The organism is Paraburkholderia caffeinitolerans, from assembly GCF_902859945.1.
Classification (GTDB): domain Bacteria; phylum Pseudomonadota; class Gammaproteobacteria; order Burkholderiales; family Burkholderiaceae; genus Paraburkholderia; species Paraburkholderia caffeinitolerans.
In genome coordinates this window covers 1-23,877 of record NZ_CADIKL010000013.1, presented here as the reverse complement: position 1 = coordinate 23,877, position 23,877 = coordinate 1, and the positions used below count along the sequence as shown (strand labels likewise).

At 59.4% G+C, this 23,877-nt stretch carries 18 protein-coding genes, 4 tRNA genes and 1 rRNA gene; all 23 read right to left on the bottom strand.

Features of this window, described 5'->3' with window-relative positions; all coding sequences use genetic code 11:
- Positions 1–46: 46 nt before the first annotated feature.
- A complete protein-coding gene (locus HV773_RS15040) occupies positions 47–1,114 on the bottom strand; it encodes a hypothetical protein (protein WP_129563014.1) in 1,068 nt (355 codons plus the stop codon).
- Complete coding sequence (locus HV773_RS15035; RefSeq protein ID WP_129563015.1) at positions 1,095–2,369, bottom strand: beta-ketoacyl synthase N-terminal-like domain-containing protein; 1,275 nt, start codon at positions 2,367–2,369, stop codon at positions 1,095–1,097. The genes HV773_RS15040 and HV773_RS15035 overlap by 20 nt, the downstream gene beginning before the upstream one ends.
- Positions 2,369–4,927: a beta-ketoacyl-[acyl-carrier-protein] synthase family protein gene (locus HV773_RS15030; protein WP_129563016.1), complete on the bottom strand. Its 2,559-nt coding sequence runs from the start codon at positions 4,925–4,927 to the stop codon at positions 2,369–2,371. The genes HV773_RS15035 and HV773_RS15030 overlap by 1 nt, the downstream gene beginning before the upstream one ends.
- 204 nt (positions 4,928–5,131) lie before the next feature.
- Entirely contained in the window at positions 5,132–6,331 is a 1,200-nt protein-coding gene (locus HV773_RS15025) for an aminomethyltransferase family protein (RefSeq protein ID WP_175195317.1), read from the bottom strand.
- A 60-nt stretch (positions 6,332–6,391) separates the two neighbouring features.
- Positions 6,392–6,682 carry an acyl carrier protein gene (locus HV773_RS15020; RefSeq protein WP_129563018.1) on the bottom strand — a complete coding sequence of 97 codons (291 nt, stop codon included), beginning with the start codon at positions 6,680–6,682 and terminating at the stop codon, positions 6,392–6,394.
- A gap of 11 nt (positions 6,683–6,693) precedes the next feature.
- Positions 6,694–7,290: a 3-hydroxyacyl-ACP dehydratase FabZ family protein gene (locus HV773_RS15015; protein ID WP_129563019.1), complete on the bottom strand. Its 597-nt coding sequence runs from the start codon at positions 7,288–7,290 to the stop codon at positions 6,694–6,696.
- Between the two features lie 15 nt (positions 7,291–7,305).
- Positions 7,306–8,061, bottom strand: a complete 756-nt coding sequence (gene fabG, locus HV773_RS15010; RefSeq protein WP_129563020.1) for a 3-oxoacyl-ACP reductase FabG — start codon at positions 8,059–8,061, stop codon at positions 7,306–7,308.
- A 21-nt stretch (positions 8,062–8,082) separates the two neighbouring features.
- Positions 8,083–8,448 carry a holo-ACP synthase gene (gene acpS, locus HV773_RS15005; RefSeq protein ID WP_129563021.1) on the bottom strand — a complete coding sequence of 122 codons (366 nt, stop codon included), beginning with the start codon at positions 8,446–8,448 and terminating at the stop codon, positions 8,083–8,085.
- Positions 8,449–9,024: 576 nt separating this feature from the next.
- Positions 9,025–9,300: a hypothetical protein gene (locus HV773_RS15000; protein WP_129563022.1), complete on the bottom strand. Its 276-nt coding sequence runs from the start codon at positions 9,298–9,300 to the stop codon at positions 9,025–9,027.
- Between the two features lie 251 nt (positions 9,301–9,551).
- Complete coding sequence (rpoC, locus tag HV773_RS14995; protein ID WP_129563023.1) at positions 9,552–13,811, bottom strand: DNA-directed RNA polymerase subunit beta'; 4,260 nt, start codon at positions 13,809–13,811, stop codon at positions 9,552–9,554.
- Positions 13,812–13,832: 21 nt separating this feature from the next.
- Positions 13,833–17,939, bottom strand: coding sequence for a DNA-directed RNA polymerase subunit beta (gene rpoB, locus HV773_RS14990; protein ID WP_129563024.1), 4,107 nt, complete (start codon positions 17,937–17,939; stop codon positions 13,833–13,835).
- A 363-nt stretch (positions 17,940–18,302) separates the two neighbouring features.
- On the bottom strand, positions 18,303–18,674 hold the full coding sequence (gene rplL, locus HV773_RS14985; protein ID WP_103706970.1) for a 50S ribosomal protein L7/L12: 372 nt from the start codon (positions 18,672–18,674) through the stop codon (positions 18,303–18,305).
- A 75-nt stretch (positions 18,675–18,749) separates the two neighbouring features.
- Positions 18,750–19,247 (bottom strand): 50S ribosomal protein L10, encoded by a 498-nt coding sequence (gene rplJ / locus HV773_RS14980; RefSeq protein WP_069269335.1) that lies wholly within the window; start codon positions 19,245–19,247, stop codon positions 18,750–18,752.
- A 318-nt stretch (positions 19,248–19,565) separates the two neighbouring features.
- Positions 19,566–20,261, bottom strand: a complete 696-nt coding sequence (gene rplA / locus HV773_RS14975) for a 50S ribosomal protein L1 (protein WP_129563025.1) — start codon at positions 20,259–20,261, stop codon at positions 19,566–19,568.
- A complete protein-coding gene (gene rplK, locus HV773_RS14970) occupies positions 20,262–20,693 on the bottom strand; it encodes a 50S ribosomal protein L11 (RefSeq protein ID WP_074987833.1) in 432 nt (143 codons plus the stop codon). It abuts the gene before it with no gap.
- Between the two features lie 188 nt (positions 20,694–20,881).
- On the bottom strand, positions 20,882–21,439 hold the full coding sequence (gene nusG, locus HV773_RS14965) for a transcription termination/antitermination protein NusG (RefSeq protein WP_027821101.1): 558 nt from the start codon (positions 21,437–21,439) through the stop codon (positions 20,882–20,884).
- Between the two features lies 1 nt (position 21,440).
- Entirely contained in the window at positions 21,441–21,821 is a 381-nt protein-coding gene (secE, locus tag HV773_RS14960) for a preprotein translocase subunit SecE (protein WP_129563026.1), read from the bottom strand.
- 38 nt (positions 21,822–21,859) lie between these two features.
- Positions 21,860–21,935, bottom strand: a tRNA-Trp gene (locus tag HV773_RS14955).
- A gap of 70 nt (positions 21,936–22,005) precedes the next feature.
- Positions 22,006–23,196, bottom strand: a complete 1,191-nt coding sequence (tuf, locus tag HV773_RS14950; protein WP_129563002.1) for an elongation factor Tu — start codon at positions 23,194–23,196, stop codon at positions 22,006–22,008.
- 110 nt (positions 23,197–23,306) lie between these two features.
- A tRNA-Thr gene (locus tag HV773_RS14945) sits at positions 23,307–23,381 on the bottom strand.
- A gap of 32 nt (positions 23,382–23,413) precedes the next feature.
- Positions 23,414–23,487 (bottom strand) — tRNA-Gly (locus HV773_RS14940).
- Positions 23,488–23,541: 54 nt separating this feature from the next.
- Positions 23,542–23,627: transfer RNA gene (locus HV773_RS14935), tRNA-Tyr, on the bottom strand.
- 142 nt (positions 23,628–23,769) lie between these two features.
- Positions 23,770–23,877 (bottom strand): 5S ribosomal RNA (gene rrf / locus HV773_RS14930); the annotation flags it as partial.

Below are 23,877 nucleotides of genomic sequence, written 5' to 3'. Positions count from 1 at the left end.
GCCCGCCGGCCGCACAATGCATCTTGCGAAAAATATTCAGCATTCCTCACTCAACCTCCTGTGCTTCATGCAGGCCGTTCCAGCATTCCAGCGCCCAGACACCGCCTCGCCCGTCGTCCGCGCTGATCAACGCATGACTACGCGCTCGCCACTCCGATGCACTGGTCAAATGGGAAAGCGCGAGCATGGGATTCATGCATCCGCTGTCTCCATAGACGTCGCAAACCGAGAGATAGCGCTTGCCAATAGCCGATGCCGCATAGGCCTCGCGCTCCAGTTCACGCATGGCGGCACTCGGATGCAGGCCGGCCATGACGTATGCGGTGCGCTCGTTGCAGCGCGTCTGCCACTCGCTGGCGAGATGCTCGCGCGCAAGCTGCTGGCTCTCCGGCAACTGGCTATACGACGTGATGGCGATCGACGTGACCTGCGCAGGAAGCCGGCGCAGCACGACACAGCCGGCGCGCTCGACACTCGGGCAGGGCGTGCCCAGCTTCGCGCGCGCTCCGCCATGCAACGCCACGCGCTCCGCCGCCGAAGACAGCACCATGAGGGGCAAGCTTCGAAACAGACCCGCTACCACGACCGTATCCATCTCATGGGAATTCAGCAGATCGGACGCCAGACGAATCGCGTGCATGAAGCCATTGCGCTCCCCGCGCACCTTGCACGAGAAGTCCCGGAACCCATAGTCCCGAAGGATCGGCTTCGGAAGCAGATCAAGACTGATGACGTCCCGCCAGCTGTTCGCGCCTTCGAACGTGGCCGTCTCGCCCCACGCGTCGAAATAAACGAATCCGGACCGTTGCTTGCGAATCTGTGTTTCCAGCTTCCTGCCCACCTGGTCGAAAGCATTTCGGCACACCTTTGCAACAGCATTGAGCGCCTCGCGATACGCGGCCCGGCGCATCTGTTCGCTGTCCACCTCCGTGTCCGGCAAGCCGAATCGACTGAAAAGCCATTCCTGCTGCGCCTGGCGCCGCTGCGCCTGTTTGAAAAAACGCGCTTCATTGGCGTTGAACCAGCTCGGCTCGAAGGGAACGAACGAATGTCCGCTTTCCACCATGCTTATCCCGAACACGCCGATCGCGTTATCAGGAACCACGCAGTTCATGCAAACCTCCGGACAGTGGCCCCTGCGTCAAGACACACGCAATAACGGAGCCGTCGAGACCGAGTGTGGTCTTCAAAATCGGGCCGCCAGCGAGCGGCAGCACGTCACGATTGGCATGGACATCGACCTGCAACGTGTCGTCGAAAGGCAGGTGCGTTTGAGCAGAAACCACCTCCTGCTTCGCGAGCGCATCGGAAATCACAAACAGATCGAGCAGCCCGCTACAGACCGACATGTAGCCGGTCTGCGCCTTGTACGTCACGACAGGCACGCCGTTTTTGCCCCATATCTTCAGCATCGCCATGGCTTCGGACTTGTCGCTCGCCGGCGCGCCATTGGCATGCGGAACAACGCATGCGATGTCCTCGGGCTTGAGTCCCGCTGCTTCGAGAGCCCGCTCCATCGTGGTGGCAATCGCGCGAAAATCCGCAGTCATTGCGCCGCCCGCTTCTCCGCTGCTTTGATACGACACGCAACTGGCGATGTGTATTCCGGGCGACGTCGTAACGCTGGGCGTTTCGTCGCCGGCTTCGAGCAGGAGCGCGCACGCGCCATCCGCAGGCAACATGCCGCCGCTCTGCGCCGAGAACGGCTGTGAATTTCCGACGCTCAACACGCCCTGCCCGCCCATGAACACAATGTCCTGCAGCGTGTATTGCATCCAACCGGCAACCAGCGCCCTGCGCGTGAAGCCCGAACGTATCGCCTGCCAGGCGAGGTAAAGCGAGGACATGGCGGAGCAACTGGCCGTATAGATCGGAATCGGCGGTGAAGCCAGCCGATACCGGGCCGTAAGCCGATGAGCGAGTTCGTCCTGAGCGTAACTGGAGATATTCAGTCCCTTGAGTTTCTCCGGGAAATACAGCCGATCTTCCTCGTCGTTCCGGTTCTCGTAACCCGCGAAATCGCCGTAATCGGGACGCATGCCGTGGCCGGCCAGATAGACCCGCAAATCCGGGTCTGCAAGGCTGGCTTCATCGAGATTCGAGTTTTGCAGTGCTTGAGCGATGACTCGCTCCAGCACTTGCTGAACTCGCTCCATCATGGGCATCCGCGCCGCTTCCCCGACGAAGAATCTCGCGTGATGCGGATTCCCGGGAAGACGCAGGTCCGTGGCTTCGCGATCGCTCGAGAACCACGGCTGGGCAGCCACGCTCTCGCGGGCGGTCAGCCGCCGAACGAGTTCGGCGGGACTGCCCGCATAAGCACATTGGAGTCCGGCGCCGCCCAGCACTACCGGGACGTTGACAGTCATCAGGCACCTGCCCGGAGCACGTACGCGTAGTGATTGCCGCCTTCCGTCGCGCCCAGGACGAGCGCCGTGCGTACCTGCTTGCGCTGGAGGGAGGTGACGAACTGGATGTCGTTGGCGATGAACGTCTTCGTATAGGGAATCGGCGGAATTTCGCCGCGGCGCATGATCTCCAGAACGACGATCATGTTCAGCATCCCGCTGCACGACTCGACATTGCCGAAGTAGCCGTTGTAGTTGACCACCGGCATCTGCGCCACGCGCTCGCCCAGGATCGTGCGAATCGCGCCCAGTTCGGCCGCGTTGTGCAACGCCGTCCCGTCGCTGTTGCCGCAAACCAGGTCGATCTCGTCGCAGCCGATTCCAGCCTCGTCGAGCGCCTGCTGAATCGACGTCGTGATCGACGCACATCGCGGCTCCACTGCATCGCGGTCGAAATAGCTTGCGTCGCACGCCCTGCCGTAGCCGAGAACCTCCGCAAGCACCGGCACGCCGCGCGCCTTGGCGTAATCGACATCCTCCAGGAAGAGCATGCCCGCGCCTTCGCCCATCAGGTAGCCCTTGCCGTTCTCGCCGTAGACTTCGTACGCTTCAGGACGGTCGGCCAGTTGCAGGCCATCGTTGATCGCTTGCAGATAGGACCAGAACTGCGTGGGCCTCTCGTCGGCACCGCCCACAATCACCTGCGGCTGCAAGCTTTGACGAATCAGCTCATAGCCGTAACCCAACGCGCCGAATGCCGCGTTGTTGCCCGTAGCCAGCGTCGTGTTGTAGCCCTTGATGCCTTCCGTGATCGAACAGAACGTGGCAATCGCATTCATCAGCGCGCCAGGAAACTCCGACGTGCGGACCTTGGTGGGCTCCGGAATCATGCTGCGCATATACGTCTCGACGGTCGTGCGCGGGCCTTTCGCCATGCCCAGCACCAGCCCCAGGTCGTGACCGTCGCGACGGATCTTCCGGTTCGCGCCTTTGAGCGCCTGAGTCAAGGCCAGCAACGCGAAAGTACAAATGGGGTTGGCCTTGCGTTCGTCGAAGCGGCGCAGATACTTGCGCGGATCGAGGTCGTCGACTGAGTGCACCCAGATCTCCCGCTCGCCGAGCGTTTCGACCACTTCCGGGCTGAAAATACTCAGCAGGTGCCTCTTCACTTCGTTTCGCACGGACGGGTGATCCACGAGGCCCGCGAACGAATGGCTTTCCTCGACTTCGCCGGTAAGCCTGACCTTCCGTCCAGACGACTTGCCGCTCCAGACGACTTCGAAGATTTCCTCGATGTCATGCCCCGCCGATGCAACTGCGCCCATACCCGTAATGCCGACCCGCTTCGGCTCATACGACGTTGTCGGCACGATACCCGAGCGAGTGCTGGAAATAACGCAGCAGTTGTTGCCGCCAAACGCATAGTTGTTCTTCATGAACACGCCAACGTCCGCCGACTGAAACTCGTTGGGCACGTAGTTCAGGTCGCACGTGGGACGCGGCACGGTGAAATTCAGCGTCGGCAGAATCTTCTTTTCCGGCAGCGTCAGGTAGCAGGCGATCAATTCGATGATGCCGGCCGACCCGATGTTGTGCCCCACGTAAGCCTTCGTCGAGCTCACCGGAATATTCGCGATAGTGGGGAACACCTTCTTCATCGCCAGCGTCTCGGAGCGGTCGTTGGCATCCGTTCCGGTTCCGTGGGCGTTGATGTACTGAATGTCATGCGGCTCGAGGCCGGCATTGTTCAGCGCCGAACGCATCACCTGGACCGCGCCTTCCGCACGCGGGTCCGGTGCCGTCTCGTGATACGCATCCCCAGACGTTGCGTACGAAACGATTTCCGCGTAAATGGTCGCGCCACGCGCAACCGCATGCTCGTACTCCTCGAGCATCAGCGCGCCGGCGCCTTCGCCAATCGACATGCCCGGTTCGCCCGAGAACGGGCTCGCAGGGCCGCGCTTCATCGCGTGCAGTGCGTAGAAACCCGCAAAGGTCGGCAGGTAAAGCGGTTCCGTGCCGATGACGAGCACAGCCGGATTCTTGCCGTTTTGAATCTGGTCGAACCCCATGCCGATTGCGTTGGTGCTCGCGGTACACGCGGTGGCCACCAGTTCGAAGCCGCCCTTCAGGCCGAGCAGCGCCGAAACAATCGCGCTGGGCGAAGCGAAGCTGCCAGAAACGACCATTTTCCTGAGAGAAAAAATTTCGTAATTCTCTTCGAGGATAGGCATATAGGCTTCCGTGCCCGCGGAAGATATACCGATGATCAAGCCCGTTTTCGCCCGCAATTCCGCCGACGAAGCATCCGCACGCTTCAGCGCCTCGTGGCCGACCTTGTAGGCCCAAAGTGCGGCCTTGTCGAGCAATTCCGCGCGATCGGCCGGCAAGTCCTCATAGACGACATCGCGCAGCACTTCCGACGCGTTCGCACCATCGAACCAGGGCTGATAGTGTTCGCTCGGATGAATCCCGCAGACCTTATTGAAAAGCGCTGCCTTGAATTCGTCCACGTTATCGGCGATGGACGACATATGCCCCATCCCCGTGACTACGACCCGCTTACGCTGCGTTTGCATATATTTTTCCACCTTATCTCTACCCGGACCCAGTATTTCTGGGTGCCTCGACCTGGCATCAATTGATATGTAGTCCGATGCAAAATCGCCTGATCGCCACTTACCTTGGCTTTGTATCGATCCGCCTGCTCTCTCCCGGCAGGCGGATCGATCTGGCAGTCTTCACGACTGCCCGATGCTTGCGTGAACTACGTCGTTCGGCGCTCAGCTGGCCGCTGCCATCGCCTGCTTCTTGCGCTCGACTTGCTCGAGCAGATGCTTCGGCTTCGCCGGATCGACGTAGCTGTGCTCCGACGGGTTGACCATGAAGCTGAAGTTGCGCAGGAACGGAATTGCGGTAGTTCTGAGCTGGGCATCGCCCTTCGCCGTCACCACGCGCAGCGGACCAATATCCGCATAGGCCAGCGCCTGGTTCAACATTGCGCGGCCCACATGCCGGCCGTCTTCCGTGACCGTGCCGCACACCATCACCTCGCCGATCCTCTGATCGCCGCAATAGATGGCGTCGCCTTGTACTGCGGCGGCGGCGTGCTCGCCCTGGAGCTCGAATCCCACCGCGCGGCGGGTCGCACCCTGTGCAAGACGTTGTTCGAGCGCAGCCTTGCCGACGAAATCGTCCTTCGTGTAACGCAGCGCCCACTGCATCTGCAGCTCAATGGGGCAGCGCGAGAACTCCGCCAGTACCGCCGGATCCCAGCACGGATTCTCGATCCGCACCTGACGCTGATAGTCGAGGCCGCCAACGACCATATCGAACTTCTTGCCGGCTTCCACGGCCTGTTTCCACACATCGACGAGTCGATCGGTCGGCATGATGATCTTGTACGAGAACTCGCCGTGCTTGCCCGCACGGAACAGAATTTCATCGTCGCCGACATACATGTATTCGTGGAACGGCAAGCCGATCACGTCCATGCCGAACATCCCGGCCATCAGCTCCCATGCGTAGGGGCCTTCGAAATGCAGCACGCCACGTTCGCCATCGAGCGATTTCACCCCGTCGATTTCGCTGAATTCGTCCTTGCAGCGGTCGACAGCGGCCTGCATCAGGTCGCGCAGTTGATTTCCCGTCAGCCATTCCGTCACGACGATGAAGCGCTCTTCATCGCACAGGATGTAGACGTCGGTGACGATCTTGCCGTCCTCGTCGAGCATCACCGTGTACATGCCTTGCTCGTCGCGCAACGCCGAAACGTCGCCGCCAACGATGGTATTGAGCACTTCGTAGGCATCCTCGCCGGCGATTTCCGCGATGCCCATATGGGAGTAATCGGTCAGCAGAATATGCTTGCGGGCGGCAGCGATTTCGCGCGCGGTGTCGCCGTAGCTCAGCGGAATTTCAACACCATTGCGCACGCCCATCTTTGCGCCGTGGCTGATATGCAGGTCTTTCAGGCTCGTCATAGCTTGCTCGTCTTCTCTTTGTGTCGAGTTTTGATCGGACTTTCTTCAGGCAGCGTTGGCTTACGCGTCTTTGGTGCGTTCCAGAATGAACGACGCCAGCGTATTGATGCTTCGCAGATAGGAAGGCTCGTCGCCCTCCGACACGCGGATGCCAAAGGATTCGTCGAGAAGCACGAACACTTCGGTTGCGTCGACCGAGTCGAGACGCAGGCCGCTGCCGAACAGCGGCGTGTCGTCGTCGATTTGGTCGACGGTCTGCGGAAGATTGAGACGCTGAATCAGCCCCGCCTTGAGTTTTTCGAGCACTGCCTTGCGTCGCTCGACATCGTCCAAGATCGTTGTGTTGGTCATTTTTTCGCTCTTTATCGTGAGATTCCGGCAGCAACATTGCTACCGAGCTTGTCCCGGTAGGTCCGGAAATTGATAATGGTTCCCTCTACAGCGACGTGGCGCCCAACGCGCGCCTCCACGTTGAAGTGATTGAACCCTTGGGTATCGGTGAACGCCAGCCGGCACTCGGCATAAATCGTGTCACCCGGATAAACAACCCTCTTGAACTTGACGTTCTGGGCGGCAAGAAACCCGATCACCTGGGATTTCTGTTCCTTGATGATTCGCCTTCCTTCTGGTGTACTAATTATTTCAGCAACGTCTTCGAATCGCTTGGCGGCACGTCCGGTCTCCTTCTCGTACGCCGCGCAGACGTCGTTGAAGAAGGCGCAGTACTCGCCGGCCTGGCCGAAAATCTCCGCGATCATCACGCCGGGCATGACGGGATTGTCGGTAAAGTGACCGGCAATATAGGACTCGTTGAAGGTGACGTGCTTGACGGCAGTAATGCTCGCCTTGGGGCCGATCACGATATCGGCAATACGGTCCACCATGAATATGGGCGATCGCCACACGCCGATCTCAAACAACTGCTGCGCGGGCATCAGACTACGATCTAGTTTAGACATGAAAATTTCCGCAAATTAGCGCATTACAAGGCCACCGTCGGCCACCAGCGTCTGCCCGACGATGTAGCTTGCGGCGTTAGAACTAAGAAACGCGACCACCTCGGCAATCTCTTCCGGACGCCCAAAGCGGTTCAGCGGAATAGCGTCGAAGATGGTCCGGACGATATGGCGCGGCACCTTCTTGACCATTCGGGACTCGATCATGCCCGGAGCAATGGCGTTGACCCGGATTCCTTTCGATGCGAGCTCTTTCGCAATCGAGCGCGTGAAGCCGGAAATGCCCGCTTTAGCGGCGCTGTAGTTGGACTGACCGAAACTCGCCGTCACGCCCGCTACGGAAGTGACGTTCACGATGCTGGCTTGCTTCGCGTGCCTCATCAGCCTCAACATCCCCTGGGTCATGTTGAACGTCCCATGGAGATTGACGCGCACCACCTCGTCGAACTCTTCGAACGTCATGGTGGAAACCAGGTTGTCTTTGTTTATGCCGGCGTTATTGACGAGAACGTCAATGGCCTCGAAACGCTGCTCCAGTTCGCCGCGCAAACGCTCGACGTCGTCGCGGTTTGCGACATCGCATTTCGCGATGGTCAAACGCCCGGCGCTTTCGGGTTCGGCCGCGAGCTCGTCGAGACTGGCCTTCGTGTTGTTGTATAGCGCGATCACATTGCTGCCTAGCGCGAGGTATTTGCGACAAATCGCCAAACCGAGATCGCCACTGGCGCCCGTCACAACCACGGTCTTACCTTCAAGTTCTGAATAGATGGCCATAATTTTTTTGTTGCAGGTTTATTAATCGAGCACAGCCGCCGCAACTGCATGTGATTTGCAATGCGAGATTGTCAAAATCGATGTCATCAGATTTTCGAGCCGCATTACCCTGTCAAACTCGCCCGAAAATTCGAAATAGGGCTTACCAAGCGGATCGTGAAGGATTTTGATGTCGTGAAAGGTGATGCCGTTGCGAAAGCCCGTTCCGAGTGCTTTTACCGCGGCTTCTTTGGCAGCCCAAATGCCGGCGAGGCGCTCGACATTAGCGGGCTCGGCGTGGGCGAGCATTTCCTGAGCGGAAATCAAACGCCCGACGAATGCTTCGCCGCTGCGCTCGATCGCTTGCGCGATCCGTCCCGTTTCAACGATGTCTATACCAATTCGCATATCTAACGATATACCCCGTACGCTTTATTTGATTTGAAGCTGTAGTGCCGCCAGCATTGTTTGGTCGTTGTAGCGTTGTTATCGCAAAACGCTCTCCGCTTCAATGCTCAAAAATCGGCCATCTGGAAGCATGCGCTTTTCATCTGGCGTGAACTACAGCGTTGCGCAACTTTAGTCGTTAGATGACCGTAAGAGAATAGAGAATTGTAAATTTCCTGCGATTTGACTTGCAGCTTGATTTTCCTCAACAGAATATTGCCCTTAAAGAGCCACTTCCCACTTGGGAATACGCCTTAGATAGGGCGGACGCAAGACAGAATTCGACGCGCATTTGAGCACGTCATTCAGAGCTGGAGAGGATGATTCCGGTGGTCAACCGGGATTTCATCTGTAAAATGAGGATTAAAAGATGCCGCACTAAATTTAATTAATATTTTTCAAAACAAGATACGTCAGATTTAACAGAAACCACTGTAGTAAACATTCATTCACTTAGGATATCGATATATTCATTGTGCACCAGATCCGAAAAAATACTCGATGCCGCGAACGTGGCATCGAGAGTGCGTTATTACCTCAGATAGCGCGCCTGCGCGCCACCCGAATGCTGCCAATAATCGCGACAAGTCCGACTGGCACGAAGACCAGCGAGCCGATACAAATCAGCAGCGCGCCGGTACGCACCTTTCCTGCGACCTGCATGATGAATCCAATGATGATGAATGCCCAGACGACCAGAAAGACCGCAAAGAACATCGCCGCAGGCTGGATCCCGACCTGGTGCAGCAAATACGAGAAGATGCCGACCGACGCCACCAGATTCAATATCAGACCAACGCCAACAACCCACATGATTCACGCCTCCGGAATGGGTGAAAGTTACACGACAAAGCCCGTCCCACAGACGCGCGGGCCGCGCGAGGCGCCACATTAGCATGCGTGGCCCGTCCGTGCCGGGAACCCGCGTGTTCGAAGGGCAGTTCGTGAGCGGCATGACAAAGCATCGCGCCCCGGTTCTTGCGGGCAAAAAAAATCCGCCCGGTTGACCCGGGCGGATTGCATCCGACATTTTCAGCCAATGGCGAAACATGTTCGCCAGAAACTTACTCGTCCGTCGTGTGCTGTTGCGGCTGCACTTGCGGCTCTTCGGCAGCCGGGGTTTCCGGCGTACCGAACTCGAACGCTTCTTCCGCTGCGATCTGGTCGAAACGCTCGCGATCCGACGACTCCTTCGCACGGCGCGCCTTGTGGAAGGCGAGACCCGTACCAGCCGGAATCAGACGGCCGACGATCACGTTTTCCTTCAGGCCACGCAGATCGTCGCGCTTGCCCATAATCGCCGCTTCGGTCAGCACGCGGGTCGTTTCCTGGAACGACGCCGCCGAGATGAACGAGTCGGTCGAGAGCGACGCCTTCGTGATACCGAGCAGCACGTTCTCGTACGTTGCCGGGCGCTTGTCTTCCGCGACCATCTTGTCGTTCTCGTCGAGCATGTCCGAACGCTCGACTTGTTCGCCAGGGATGAAACGCGTATCGCCGTTGTCGGTGATCTGAACACGGCGCAGCATCTGACGCACGATCACTTCAATGTGCTTGTCGTTGATCTTCACGCCTTGCAGACGGTACACGTCCTGCACTTCGTCCACGATGTAGCGCGACAGTGCCTCGATACCCTGCAGACGCAGGATGTCGTGCGGATCGGCCGGGCCGTCCACGATCATTTCGCCCTTGTTGACGACCTGACCGTCGTGGACCAGCACCTGCTTTTCCTTCGCGATCAGGAACTCGTTCTGGTTGCCCTCGAGGTCCGTGATAACGAGACGCTGCTTGCCCTTCGTGTCCTTACCAAACGACGTCGTACCCGTGACTTCCGCCAGGATACCTGCGTCCTTCGGCGAACGTGCTTCGAACAGTTCCGCCACACGCGGCAGACCACCGGTAATGTCACGCGTCTTCTGCGCTTCGGTCGGGATACGTGCGAGCACTTCACCCACCTGAACCTGCTGACCGTCCTTCACGGTAATCAGTGCGCCGACCTGGAAGCCGATCTGCACCGAATGCTCCGTGCCCGGGATCTTCACTTCTTCGCCGTTCGCGTCGAGCAGCTTCACCTGCGGGCGCACGCTCTTCGCGGCTTGCGAACCACGGCGCTTCGCGTCGATCACGACGAGGGTCGACAGACCCGTGACGTCGTCGATCTGCTTGGCCACGGTCACGCCTTCCTCGACGTTCTCGAACTTCACCGTACCGCCGTACTCGGTGATGATCGGACGCGTGAGCGGATCCCACGTTGCAAGCTGAGTGCCGGCCTTGATCTGCGCACCGTCGAGTTGCAGCAGCGTCGCGCCGTACGGCACCTTGTGACGCTCGCGCTCGCGGCCGTGATCGTCGGTGATGATGGCTTCGCCCGAACGCGAGATGACGATCTGCTCGCCCTTCGCGCTCGTGACGTAACGCATCGTCGCCGTGAAGCGAACCGTACCGTTCGACTTGGCTTCCACCGACGAAGCCACTGCCGCACGCGATGCCGCACCACCGATGTGGAACGTACGCATCGTGAGCTGCGTGCCCGGTTCGCCGATCGACTGTGCCGCGATCACGCCGACGGCTTCGCCGACGTTCACGCGCGAGCCACGGCCGAGGTCACGGCCATAGCACGATGCGCACAGACCGTAACGCGTTTCGCAAGTCAGCGGCGTGCGCACGCGCACTTCGTCGATGCCGAGGCTCTCGATCGTTTCCACCGCATCTTCGTCGAGCAGATCGCCCGAAGCGTAGATCGTTTCCTGGGTTTCAGGATTGACGACGTCCGCCACCGCAACACGGCCGAGAATACGGTCGCGCAGCGCTTCGACGACTTCACCGCCTTCCACGAGGGCCTTCATCGCGACGCCGTTCGACGTGCCGCAATCGTCCTCGACAACCACGAGATCCTGCGTGACGTCGACGAGACGACGCGTCAGGTAACCCGAGTTCGCGGTCTTCAGTGCCGTATCAGCCAGACCCTTACGTGCACCGTGGGTCGAGATGAAGTACTGCAACACGTTCAGACCTTCGCGGAAGTTCGCGGTAATCGGCGTTTCGATAATCGAGCCGTCCGGCTTCGCCATCAGGCCACGCATACCCGCCAGCTGGCGAATCTGGGTTGCGGAACCCCGCGCGCCCGAGTCGGCCATCATGTAGATCGAGTTGAACGATTCCTGACGCGTTTCCTTGCCGTCACGGTCGATAACCGGTTCCGTCGCGAGCTGCTCCATCATCGCCTTGCCGACCGCTTCCGACGTGTTCGACCAGATGTCGACCACGTTGTTGTAGCGTTCCTGCGCAGTGACGAGACCCGACATGTACTGACGGTCGTACTCCTTCACCTTCTTCGCGGCGTCGCCGACGATGGTTTCCTTCTGCGGCGGTACGAGCATGTCGTCCACGCAGATCGAAATACCAGCGCGCGTTGCCAGGCGGAAGCCCGACTGCATCAGTTGGTCGGCGAAAATCACCGTTTCGCGCAGACCGCACTTGCGGAATGCCGTGTTGATCAGACGCGAAATTTCCTTCTTCTTCAGCGGCTTGTTCAGCACCGAGAACGGCAGGCCCGGCGGCAGGATTTCCGACAGGATCGAACGGCCGACGGTCGTCGCGTACAGCGAGATCTTCGGCACGAATGCCGGTGCGCCTTCCGACTTGTCCTCGTTGTGGACCATCTCGGTAATACGCACGTTTACGCGCGAGGCCAGCTCGACTTCCTTGTTCTCGTACGCGCGGAGCACTTCCGACACGCCCGTGAACGTCATGCCTTCGCCCTTGCCGTTGATCGCTTCACGCGTGGCGTAGTACAGGCCCAGCACGATATCCTGCGACGGCACGATCGACGGATCGCCGTTGGCCGGGAACAGGACGTTGTTCGACGCGAGCATGAGCGTACGCGCTTCCATCTGCGCTTCGAGCGACAGCGGAACGTGAACAGCCATCTGGTCACCGTCGAAGTCGGCGTTGAACGCCGCGCAAACGAGCGGGTGCAGCTGGATTGCCTTACCTTCGATCAGCACGGGCTCGAAAGCCTGAATGCCAAGACGGTGAAGCGTAGGCGCACGGTTCAGCATCACCGGATGCTCGCGGATCACCTCTTCGAGGATGTCCCACACCACCGCCGTCTGGTTCTCGACTTCCTTCTTCGCAGCCTTGATGGTCGTGGCAACGCCCATCGTTTCCAGCTTGTTGAAGATGAACGGCTTGAACAGTTCGAGCGCCATCAGCTTCGGCAGACCGCACTGGTGCAGCTTCAGCGTCGGACCCACCACGATGACCGAACGGCCCGAGTAGTCCACGCGCTTGCCCAGCAGGTTCTGACGGAAACGACCGCCCTTACCCTTGATCATGTCGGCGAGCGACTTCAGCGGACGCTTGTTGGCGCCCGTCATCGCCTTGCCGCGACGGCCGTTGTCGAGCAGCGAGTCAACCGCTTCCTGGAGCATCCGCTTTTCGTTGCGGACGATGATCTCCGGCGCCTTGAGCTCGAGCAGACGCTTCAGACGGTTGTTACGGTTGATGACGCGGCGATACAGGTCGTTCAGGTCCGAGGTCGCGAAACGGCCGCCGTCGAGCGGCACGAGCGGACGCAGTTCCGGCGGCAGCACCGGCAGCACTTCGAGCACCATCCATTCGGGCTTGATGCCCGAACGCTGGAAGGCCTCGAGCACCTTCAGGCGCTTCGCGTACTTCTTGATCTTCGCTTCCGAGCCGGTGTTCTTGAGCTCCGTGCGCAGCGTCTCGACCTGTTCGTCGATGTTGATCGCACGCAGCAGCTCGCGCACGCCTTCCGCGCCCATCTCGGCACGGAATTCGTCACCGTACTCTTCGACCTTGTTGTAGTAATCCTCTTCGGTCATGATCTGCCGCGCCTTCAGCGGCGTCATGCCCGGTTCGATCACCACGTATGCCTCGAAGTACAGCACGCGCTCGATGTCGCGCAGCGTCATGTCGAGCACCATGCCCAGACGCGACGGCAGCGACTTCAGGAACCAGATGTGAGCGACCGGCGAGGCCAGCTCGATGTGGCCCATGCGTTCGCGACGCACCTTCGCCAGCGTGACTTCAACGCCGCACTTCTCGCAGATCACGCCACGGTGCTTCAGGCGCTTGTACTTGCCGCACAGGCACTCGTAGTCCTTGATCGGCCCGAAGATCTTCGCGCAGAACAGACCATCCCGCTCCGGCTTGAAGGTACGGTAGTTGATGGTCTCCGGCTTCTTCACTTCACCGAACGACCACGAGCGGATCTTGTCCGGCGAGGCCAGACCGATCTTGATCGCGTCAAAAACTTCTTCTTGTTGGACTTGCTTGAATAGATCGAGCAGAGCTTTCATTGCCTTCTCTCCGTAGTCCGATTAGTTGCGGTCGAGGTCGATGTCGATACCGAGCGAGCGGATTTCCTTCACCAGCACATTGAAGGATTCCGGCATGCCTGCATCGATCACGTGATCGCCCTTGACGAGGTTCTCATACACCTTCGTACGGCCCGTCACGTCGTCCGACTTCACCGTCAACATTTCCTGCAGCACGTACGAAGCGCCATACGCTTCGAGCGCCCACACTTCCATTTCACCGAAGCGCTGGCCACCGAACTGCGCCTTACCACCCAGCGGCTGCTGCGTGACGAGCGAGTACGGACCCGTCGAACGCGCGTGCATCTTGTCGTCGACAAGGTGGTGCAGCTTCAGGTAGTGCATGTAGCCCACGGTCACCGTACGCTCGAACATTTCGCCCGTGCGGCCGTCGTACAGACGCACCTGGTTCTTCGACGGCGTCATGCCGAGGTTGTGCGCGATGTCGTCCGGGAACGCCAGATCGAGCATCTTGCCCATTTCCTCTTCGGTCGCACCGTCGAACACCGGCGTTGCGAACGGCACGCCTTCGCGCAGGTTCTTCGCGAGTTCGAGGATCTCGTCGTCGCTGAAGCTGTCGAGGTCTTCCTTGTGGCCCGACTCGTTGTAGATCTTCGTGAGGAACTCACGCAGCTCTGCAATCTTCGTCTGACGCGCAAGCATCTCGCCAATACGCCAGCCCAGACCCTTAGCGGCCCAGCCCAGGTGAACTTCGAGAACCTGACCCACGTTCATCCGTGACGGCACGCCGAGCGGGTTCAGCACAACGTCTGCCGGACGGCCATCGGCCATGTACGGCATGTCTTCGATCGGAACGATCTTCGACACCACGCCCTTGTTACCGTGACGGCCTGCCATCTTGTCGCCAGGCTGCAGACGGCGCTTCACCGCGAGGTACACCTTGACCATCTTCAGCACGCCCGGCGGCAGTTCGTCGCCTTGCGTGAGCTTCTTGCGCTTCTCTTCGAACGCGAGATCGAATTGGTGACGCTTTTCTTCGATCGAGTTCTTGATGGCTTCGAGCTGCGCCGCTGCTTCTTCGTCCGCAAGGCGGATGTCGAACCAGTGGTAGTGGTCGAGGTCTTCCAGGTAAGCCTGGTCGATCTTCGTGCCCTTCGCGAGCTTCTTCGGACCACCGTTCGCGACCTTGCCTTCGAGCATGCGGGCGAGACGCTGGAATGCGTCGCCTTCCACGATGCGCAGCTGGTCGTTCAGGTCGAGGCGATAGCGCTTCAGTTCATCGTCGATGATCTGTTGCGCGCGCTTGTCACGCGTAATGCCTTCGCGCGTGAACACCTGCACGTCGATGACCGTGCCGCTCATGCCCGAGGGCACACGCAGCGACGTGTCCTTCACGTCCGAAGCCTTCTCGCCGAAGATCGCGCGCAGCAGCTTTTCTTCCGGCGTGAGCTGGGTTTCGCCCTTCGGCGTGACCTTGCCCACCAGCACGTCGCCTGCTTCGACTTCCGCGCCGATGTACACGATGCCCGACTCGTCGAGACGGCCAAGCTGCACTTCCGCGAGGTTCGAAATATCGCGCGTGATTTCTTCCGGTCCGAGCTTCGTGTCGCGTGCAACGACATTCAGTTCTTCGATGTGGATCGACGTGTAACGGTCGTCCGCAACCACCTTCTCCGAGATCAGAATCGAGTCTTCGAAGTTGTAGCCGTTCCACGGCATGAACGCGATCAGCATGTTCTGGCCGAGCGCGAGCTCGCCCAGATCGGTCGATGCGCCGTCAGCCAGCACGTCGCCACGCGCAACCTTGTCGCCCATCTTCACGATCGGACGCTGGTTGATGTTCGTGTTCTGGTTCGAACGCGTGTACTTGATGAGGTTGTAGATGTCCACGCCGACTTCGCCGGCGACAGCCTCATCGTCGTTCACGCGAATCACGATACGGCCGGCGTCGACGTAGTCGACCACACCGCCACGCAGCGCCTGAACCGTCGTACCCGAGTCGACCGCAACGGTGCGCTCGATACCCGTACCGACGACCGGCTTTTCCGGACGCAGGCAAGGCACGGCCTGACGCTGCATGTTCGAACCCATCAGTGCTCGGTTCGCGTCATCGTGCTCGAGGAACGGAATCAGCGAGGCTGCAACCGAAACGATCTGCGACGGCGCCACGTCCATGTACTGGATGCGGTCCGGCGTGACCATCAGCGTTTCGCCCGCTTCACGCGACGAGACGAGTTCGTCGGTCAGCGTGCCGTCGTCGGCCACTGCCGCGTTCGCCTGAGCGATCACGTAACGGCCTTCTTCGATCGCCGACAGGTAGTCGATCTGGTCGGTCACCTTGCTGTCCACGACCTTGCGATACGGCGTTTCGAGGAAACCGTATTCGTTCAGGTGCGCGTACAGAGCGAGCGAGTTGATCAGACCAATGTTCGGACCTTCCGGCGTCTCAATCGGGCACACGCGGCCGTAGTGGGTCGGGTGCACGTCGCGGACTTCAAAGCCTGCGCGCTCACGCGTCAGACCGCCCGGGCCCAGTGCGGAAACACGACGCTTGTGCGTGATTTCCGAGAGCGGGTTGGTCTGGTCCATGAACTGCGACAGCTGCGACGAACCGAAGAACTCGCGAATCGCCGACGAAATCGGCTTCGAGTTGATCAGGTCGTGCGGCATCAGGTTTTCGCTTTCGGCCTGGCCGAGGCGCTCCTTGACTGCACGCTCGACGCGCACGAGACCCGCGCGGAACTGGTTCTCCGCGAGTTCGCCCACGCAACGCACACGACGGTTGCCCAAGTGGTCGATGTCGTCCACTTCGCCCTTACCGTTGCGCAGCTCGACGAGGATCTTGATGGTCGCGAGGATGTCGTCGTCCTGCAGCGTCATCGGGCCGACGATTTCGTCGCGGCCCACGCGGCGGTTGAACTTCATACGACCCACCTTCGAGAGGTCGTACGCTTCTTCGCTGTAGAACAGGCGGTTGAACAGCGCCTCGACCGCTTCTTCGGTCGGCGGCTCGCCCGGACGCATCATGCGGTAAATCGCGATGCGCGCGGCCATCTTGTCGGCGGTTTCGTCGATACGCAGCGTCGACGAGATGTACGGACCCTGATCCAGATCGTTCGTATAGAGCGTCTGGATGTCCTTGATCTTCGCCTCGCGCAGCTTGTCGAGCACGCTTTCGGTGACTTCGTCGTTCGCGTTCGCGATGACTTCGCCCGTATCGCCGTCGACGACGTTCTTCGCGAGCACGCGGCCGAGCAGATAATCTTCGGGGACCGAAATAAACGTGGTCTTCGCGTTTTCGAGGTCGCGGATATGCTTCGCGTTGATCCGCTTGTCCTTCTGGACGATGACCTTGCCTTCGCGATCGCTAATGTCGAAGCGCGCGACTTCGCCACGCAGACGCTCCGGCACGAACTCCATCTGCGCGCCTTCCGGCATCAGCGAGAAGTTGTCGAACACGAAGAAGTTCGCGAGGATCTGTTCCGGCGTGAGGCCGATGGCCTTCAGCAGGATCGTGACCGGCATCTTGCGGCGACGGTCGACGCGGAAGTACAGCACGTCCTTCGGGTCGAACTCGAAATCGAGCCACGAACCGCGGTAAGGAATGATACGTGCCGAGAACAGCAGCTTGCCCGAGCTGTGCGTCTTGCCCTTGTCGTGCTCGAAGAACACGCCAGGCGAGCGGTGCAGCTGCGAGACGATGACACGCTCAGTGCCGTTGATGACGAACGAGCCCGTAGGCGTCATGAGCGGAATTTCGCCCATGTACACTTCCTGCTCCTTCACTTCCTTCACGACCGGTTTGCTCGGCGATTCCTTGTCGAGCAGAACGAGACGCACCTTGGCACGCAGCGCCGAACAGTACGTGAGGCCCCGCTGCTGGCATTCCTTGATGTTGAATGCCGGCGGCGAGAGCATGTAGCTCACGAACTCTAGACGAGCAAAGCCGTTATGGGAAACAATGGGAAAAACAGACGAAAACGCAGCCTGCAGACCTTCCGGTTTGCGTTGTGCGGTCGCCGTTTCTGCTTGCAGAAACGTGCTGAATGATTCAAGCTGGGTAGCCAGCAGGAAAGGAACTTGGTGAACGATGGGGCGTTTCGCGAAACTCTTGCGAATACGCTTCTTCTCGGTGAAGGAATATTGCATACGATCTCCGAATCACGGCGGGTAGGACGACCCGAGTGTTCACCGACTGAGACCCGATGGCTGCGCGAGCCCTGGAAGCTTGGTGGTTGGCCTCTACCAACCGCTGGCTGACGGCAGCGGATACCGGCTTGTCATAACTTGCCCGCTGCCCGACCAAACTTGCCTTCTGCAGTCGCTTCAGAAGACAAAGAGAAGCGTCGTGTGCCTCGAGGTTTTCACCTGGCGAACGACGTTTTTCTTTAGCTTCTAGGTTCCGCATCCTGCCTCCAGTTCTCAAAAATCGAGCACAAAAACGCAGTCCCCACAAAGCACAAAAAGGCCGGCGGTGTATAAACCGCCAGCCTTCGCACAGCGCACTGAAACTTACTTGATTTCAGCCTTCGCGCCGGCTTCTTCCAGCTTCTTCTTCGCTTCTTCAGCAGCAGCCTTGGGCACCGCTTCCTTCACGGGCTTCGGTGCGCCGTCGACCAGGTCCTTCGCTTCCTTCAGGCCGAGACCCGTCAGTTCACGAACGGCCTTAATGACCGAAACCTTGTTCGCGCCTGCTTCGAGCAGGTTGACCGTGAATTCGGTCTGCTCTTCAACAGCAGCAGCTGCTGCGCCTGCCGGGCCAGCGACTGCCACAGCAGCTGCCGACACGCCAAACTTCTCTTCGAAAGCCTTGACCAGTTCGTTCAGTTCGAGAACCGACATCGAGCCGACGGCTTCGAGGATGTCTTCTTTTGCGATTGCCATTTGAAATTACTCCAGATTTGAATTCGGAAACAGCTAGCGATCTTCGCTCGCTCTTGCTTGTTCGACTGCCTGAAATCAGGCAGCTTCTGCTTGCTTCTTCTCTGCCAGCGCGGCGAGAGCACGCGCGAAGCCGGAAACAGGAGCTTGCATAACGAACAGCAGCTTCGAGAGCAGTTCTTCGCGGCTCGGGATGTTGGCCAGCGCTTGCACGCCTGCCACGTCCATCACCTTGCCTTCGTAGGAACCAGCCTTGATGACCAACTTGTCATTGCCCTTGGCGAAGTCATTGACGACCTTCGCAGCAGCAATTGCATCTTCCGAGATGCCGTAGATCAGGGGGCCAGTCATCTGCTCTGCCAGCGGAGCAAACGGGGTACCTTCGACAGCGCGACGCGCCAGCGTGTTCTTCAACACGCGCAGGTACACCTGCTGCTCACGCGCTTTCGCGCGCAGCTTGGTCAGATCGCCAACCGCGATTCCACGATACTCGGCCAGCACCATGGTCTGAGCCTTCGCGACTTGCGCGGAGACTTCAGCCACGACGGCCTGCTTACCTTCTTTGTTCAGTGGCACGGTTAACCTCCAGATTCGACACCCAACGCGATTGCGCCAAGTGCCGCATTCAACAACGGCGACCGACCAGTCCGGAGTAAATCAGCTTGCATTGTCAGGCGTTGCCGCCTGCCCTGCTCACATCAACACTTCAAAACTTTTTCGGGTTCGCCATCTGCGTTGGCTTGCATTAAGGAAGCACCCAACTACTGCGCCTCCACCAACGGTCTTTGACAACCGGTCGTGCGACGCAAAATGCCATCTCACAACCGCCCAAAGCCCTTTAAATCCGCGCTGCCGCCCTATCGAGCGTCAACGCGGCAAAACTTGTTGCGGCAATTAAGCTGCCAGCGACGACTGGTCGACGCGAACGCCGACGCCCATCGTGCTCGAAACAGCGATCTTGCGCAGGTACACGCCCTTGCTCGTTGCCGGCTTCGCCTTGGTCAGCGCTTCGAGGAGTGCGTCCAGGTTGCTGCGCAGCGCGGTCGGCTCGAACGATGCACGGCCGATGGTCGCGTGAATGATACCGGCCTTGTCGACACGGAATTGCACCTGACCCGCCTTCGCGTTCTTGACCGCGGTAGCGACGTCCGGCGTCACAGTGCCGACCTTCGGGTTCGGCATCAGGCCACGCGGGCCGAGGATCTGACCGAGCGTACCGACGACGCGCATCGTGTCCGGCGAAGCGATCACGATGTCGAAATTCAGGTTGCCGCCCTTGATCTGCTCGGCGAGGTCTTCCATGCCGACGATCTCTGCACCAGCCGCCTTGGCTTGTTCAGCCTTCTCGCCTTGTGCGAACACAGCAACGCGAACCGACTTACCCGTACCTGCGGGCAGGACGACCGACCCGCGAACGACCTGGTCCGACTTCTTCGCATCGATGCCGAGCTGGACTGCGACATCGATCGACTCGTCGAACTTCGCCGTGGCGCATTCCTTCACGAGCGACAGTGCGTCGCCGATCGGGTACTGCTTCTGGCGGTCGATCTTGGCTGCGAGGGCCTTTTGACGCTTCGAAACCTTAGCCATTTACACGCCCTCCACGACGATGCCCATCGAGCGGGCGCTACCAGCGATCGTGCGGACCGCTGCATCCATATCGGCTGCCGTGAGGTCCGGCATCTTGGTCTTGGCGATTTCTTCGGCTTGCGCGCGCGTGATCGTAGCGACCTTGTCGGTGTGCGGCTTGGCCGAACCCTTGTCGACCTTCGCTGCCTTCTTGATCAGGACCGTAGCCGGCGGCGTCTTCAGGACGAACGTGAAGCTCTTGTCCGCGAATGCCGTGATGACGACCGGAATCGGCAGACCCGGTTCCAGCGCTTGAGTCTGCGCGTTGAACGCCTTGCAGAACTCCATGATGTTCAGGCCGCGCTGGCCCAGTGCCGGACCGACCGGCGGCGACGGGTTGGCTTTACCTGCAGGAATCTGCAGCTTGATAAAGCCAATGATTTTCTTTGCCATGTTGAAAAAACCTCATTGGAACGCGTGAGCGTTCAGGTGAGTGATAGCGCGCTTTCATCGCAATCTTCGCTGTGCCAACTACCGCACACATTCGCAGATTGGACTACTGGTGCTCCTCTACGGCCATAACGCGAACCGTAAGCGCGGAAAAACGGACCGCACCAGAGATGCGATCCGTCGTGTTCGTTTTACAGCTTTTCGACCTGGCCGAATTCGAGTTCGACTGGTGTGGCGCGGCCAAATATGGTGACGGAGACCCGGACGCGCGATTTTTCGTAGTTGACTTCTTCGACGCTGCCGTTGAAGTCCGTGAAAGGGCCTTCCTTCACGCGGACCATCTCGCCGACTTCGAACAGGGTCTTGGGGCGCGGCTTCTCAACGCCTTCCTGCATCTGCGACATGATCTTTTCGACCTCGCGCGGCGAAATCGGGCTCGGGCGATTACGCGCCCCGCCGACAAAACCCGTCACCTTTGCCGTGTTCTTCACGAGGTGCCACGTTTCGTCCGTCATTTCCATTTCAACCAGGACGTAGCCCGGGAAGAAACGACGTTCGGTCACTGATTTGTGACCACCCTTCACCTCGACCACCTCTTCAGTCGGAACGAGGATCTGGCCAAATTTGTCTTGCATGCCGGCACGATCGATGCGCTCCTGAAGCGCACGTTGCACGCTCTTCTCCATACCGGAGTAGGCGTGCACCACATACCAACGTTTTCCGCTCGGGGATGCCGGTGTATCGCTCATATCATTTCCAACCCAGAATCGCCGAGAAAATCACCCACTCAATGGATTTATCACAAACCCAGAGGAAGATGGCCATTACCAGCACAAAACCGAAGACCACCAAAGTCGTTTGCGTGGCCTCTTTGCGAGTCGGCCAGACGACCTTGCGAACTTCCTTGTACGAGTCTTTGGCAAACGCGATGAAGCTCTTGCCGGGCGCCGAGAGAAGACCGACTACCACCCCCGCGATCACGCCCACTGCGAGCGCTGCACCGCGGACATACCATTCCTGGCTAGCGAGCCAGTAGAACCCTACGAACCCGGCCACAACCAACAATACGCCCGCTGCAAGCATCAGCTTGTCGCTGGAAGTATTAACAGTTTCGACGGAAGGATTCGCCATAACACCTTAAAGAACAACGCACCAGAGGTGCGAGAAGTTGGCAGGGGCAGAGGGAATCGAACCCCCAACCTTCGGTTTTGGAGACCGACGCTCTGCCAGTTGAGCTATACCCCTAAACCATTTTGGGGTTGGCGGCATCGCCAACCCCGAAACCACTTAGCCGATCAACGAGACTGGCAAAAACTTACTCGATGATCTTCGCGACCACGCCGGCGCCGACGGTACGGCCACCTTCGCGGATTGCGAAGCGCAGACCTTCTTCCATCGCGATCGGAGCGATCAGCTTCACCGTGATCGACACGTTGTCGCCCGGCATGACCATTTCCTTATCCTTCGGCAGCTCGATCGAGCCCGTCACGTCCGTCGTACGGAAGTAGAACTGCGGACGGTAGTTGTTGAAGAACGGCGTGTGACGGCCGCCTTCGTCCTTGCTCAGCACGTACACCTCAGCCGTGAAGTGCGTGTGCGGCGTGATCGAACCCGGCTTCGCCAGAACCTGGCCGCGCTCCACGTCTTCACGCTTCGTGCCGCGCAGCAGGATACCGACGTTGTCGCCTGCCTGCCCCTGGTCGAGCAGCTTGCGGAACATTTCCACGCCCGTGCAGGTCGTCTTCACCGTCGGCTTGATACCGACGATTTCGATTTCCTCGCCGACCTTGACGATGCCGCGCTCGACGCGACCCGTCACCACCGTGCCACGACCCGAGATCGAGAACACGTCTTCCACCGGCATCAGGAACGCGCCGTCAACTGCGCGCTCCGGCGTCGGGATGTACGTGTCCAGTGCGTCGGCCAGGTTCATGATCGCCACTTCACCCAGCTCGCCCGTGTCGCCTTCCAGCGCCAGCTTGGCCGAACCCTTGATGATCGGGGTGTCGTCGCCCGGGAAGTCGTACTTCGACAGAAGTTCGCGCACTTCCATTTCGACTAGCTCGAGCAGCTCGGCGTCGTCGACCATGTCGCACTTGTTCAGGAACACGATGATGTACGGAACGCCAACCTGACGGGCGAGCAGGATGTGCTCACGCGTTTGCGGCATCGGGCCGTCAGCGGCCGAGCACACCAGGATTGCGCCGTCCATCTGTGCCGCGCCCGTGATCATGTTCTTCACATAGTCAGCGTGGCCCGGGCAGTCGACGTGTGCGTAGTGGCGGTTAGCCGTTTCGTACTCGACGTGCGCGGTGTTGATGGTAATACCACGTGCCTTTTCTTCCGGCGCTGCATCGATCTGGTCGTATGCCTTGGCTTCGCCGCCGAACTTCTTGGTCAGAACCGTCGTGATTGCTGCCGTCAGCGTGGTCTTGCCGTGGTCAACGTGACCGATCGTGCCCACGTTCACGTGCGGCTTGGTCCGCTCAAACTTACCCTTGGCCATTTTCGACTCCTAAGAGGATTTTTTCCGTACGTTGCGCGGGGCGCGCAAACAATCACTAGTTGCTGCTGCCTGCTCAATGCGAGGCCTCTGGAGGCCTGCTAGATACCGGCTGGTGCCCATGGGCAGGATCGAACTGCCGACCTCTCCCTTACCAAGGGAGTGCTCTACCACTGAGCCACATGGGCAAAAACTGCTCTGAACCGCTTTATTGCTTCGCTGGAGCGGGTGAAGGGAATCGAACCCTCGTCGTAAGCTTGGAAGGCTTCTGCTCTACCATTGAGCTACACCCGCTAAGTTTGCTGACTACCGTCGATTCCCGACACAAACCTGATTACAGCTGAATTCTGGTGGAGGAGGTTGGATTCGAACCAACGTAGGCGTAAGCCAACAGATTTACAGTCTGCCCCCTTTAGCCACTCGGGCACCCCTCCGTAGAGAACTGATGATTGTAGGTTAACATCCGAACCGTGTCAAGCACTTTATCCGGCGTCGAACCCACAACGCTCTCACTTATAGGGAGAGCGGAAAAGCAAAAACCCCGGCTTTTTAGGGCCGGGGTTTGCTTGTAAAGGAGCCTGACGATTACCTACTTTCACACGGGCAATCCGCACTATCATCGGCGTGGAGCTGTTTCACGGTCCTGTTCGGGATGGGAAGGGGTGGGACCAGCTCGCTATGGTC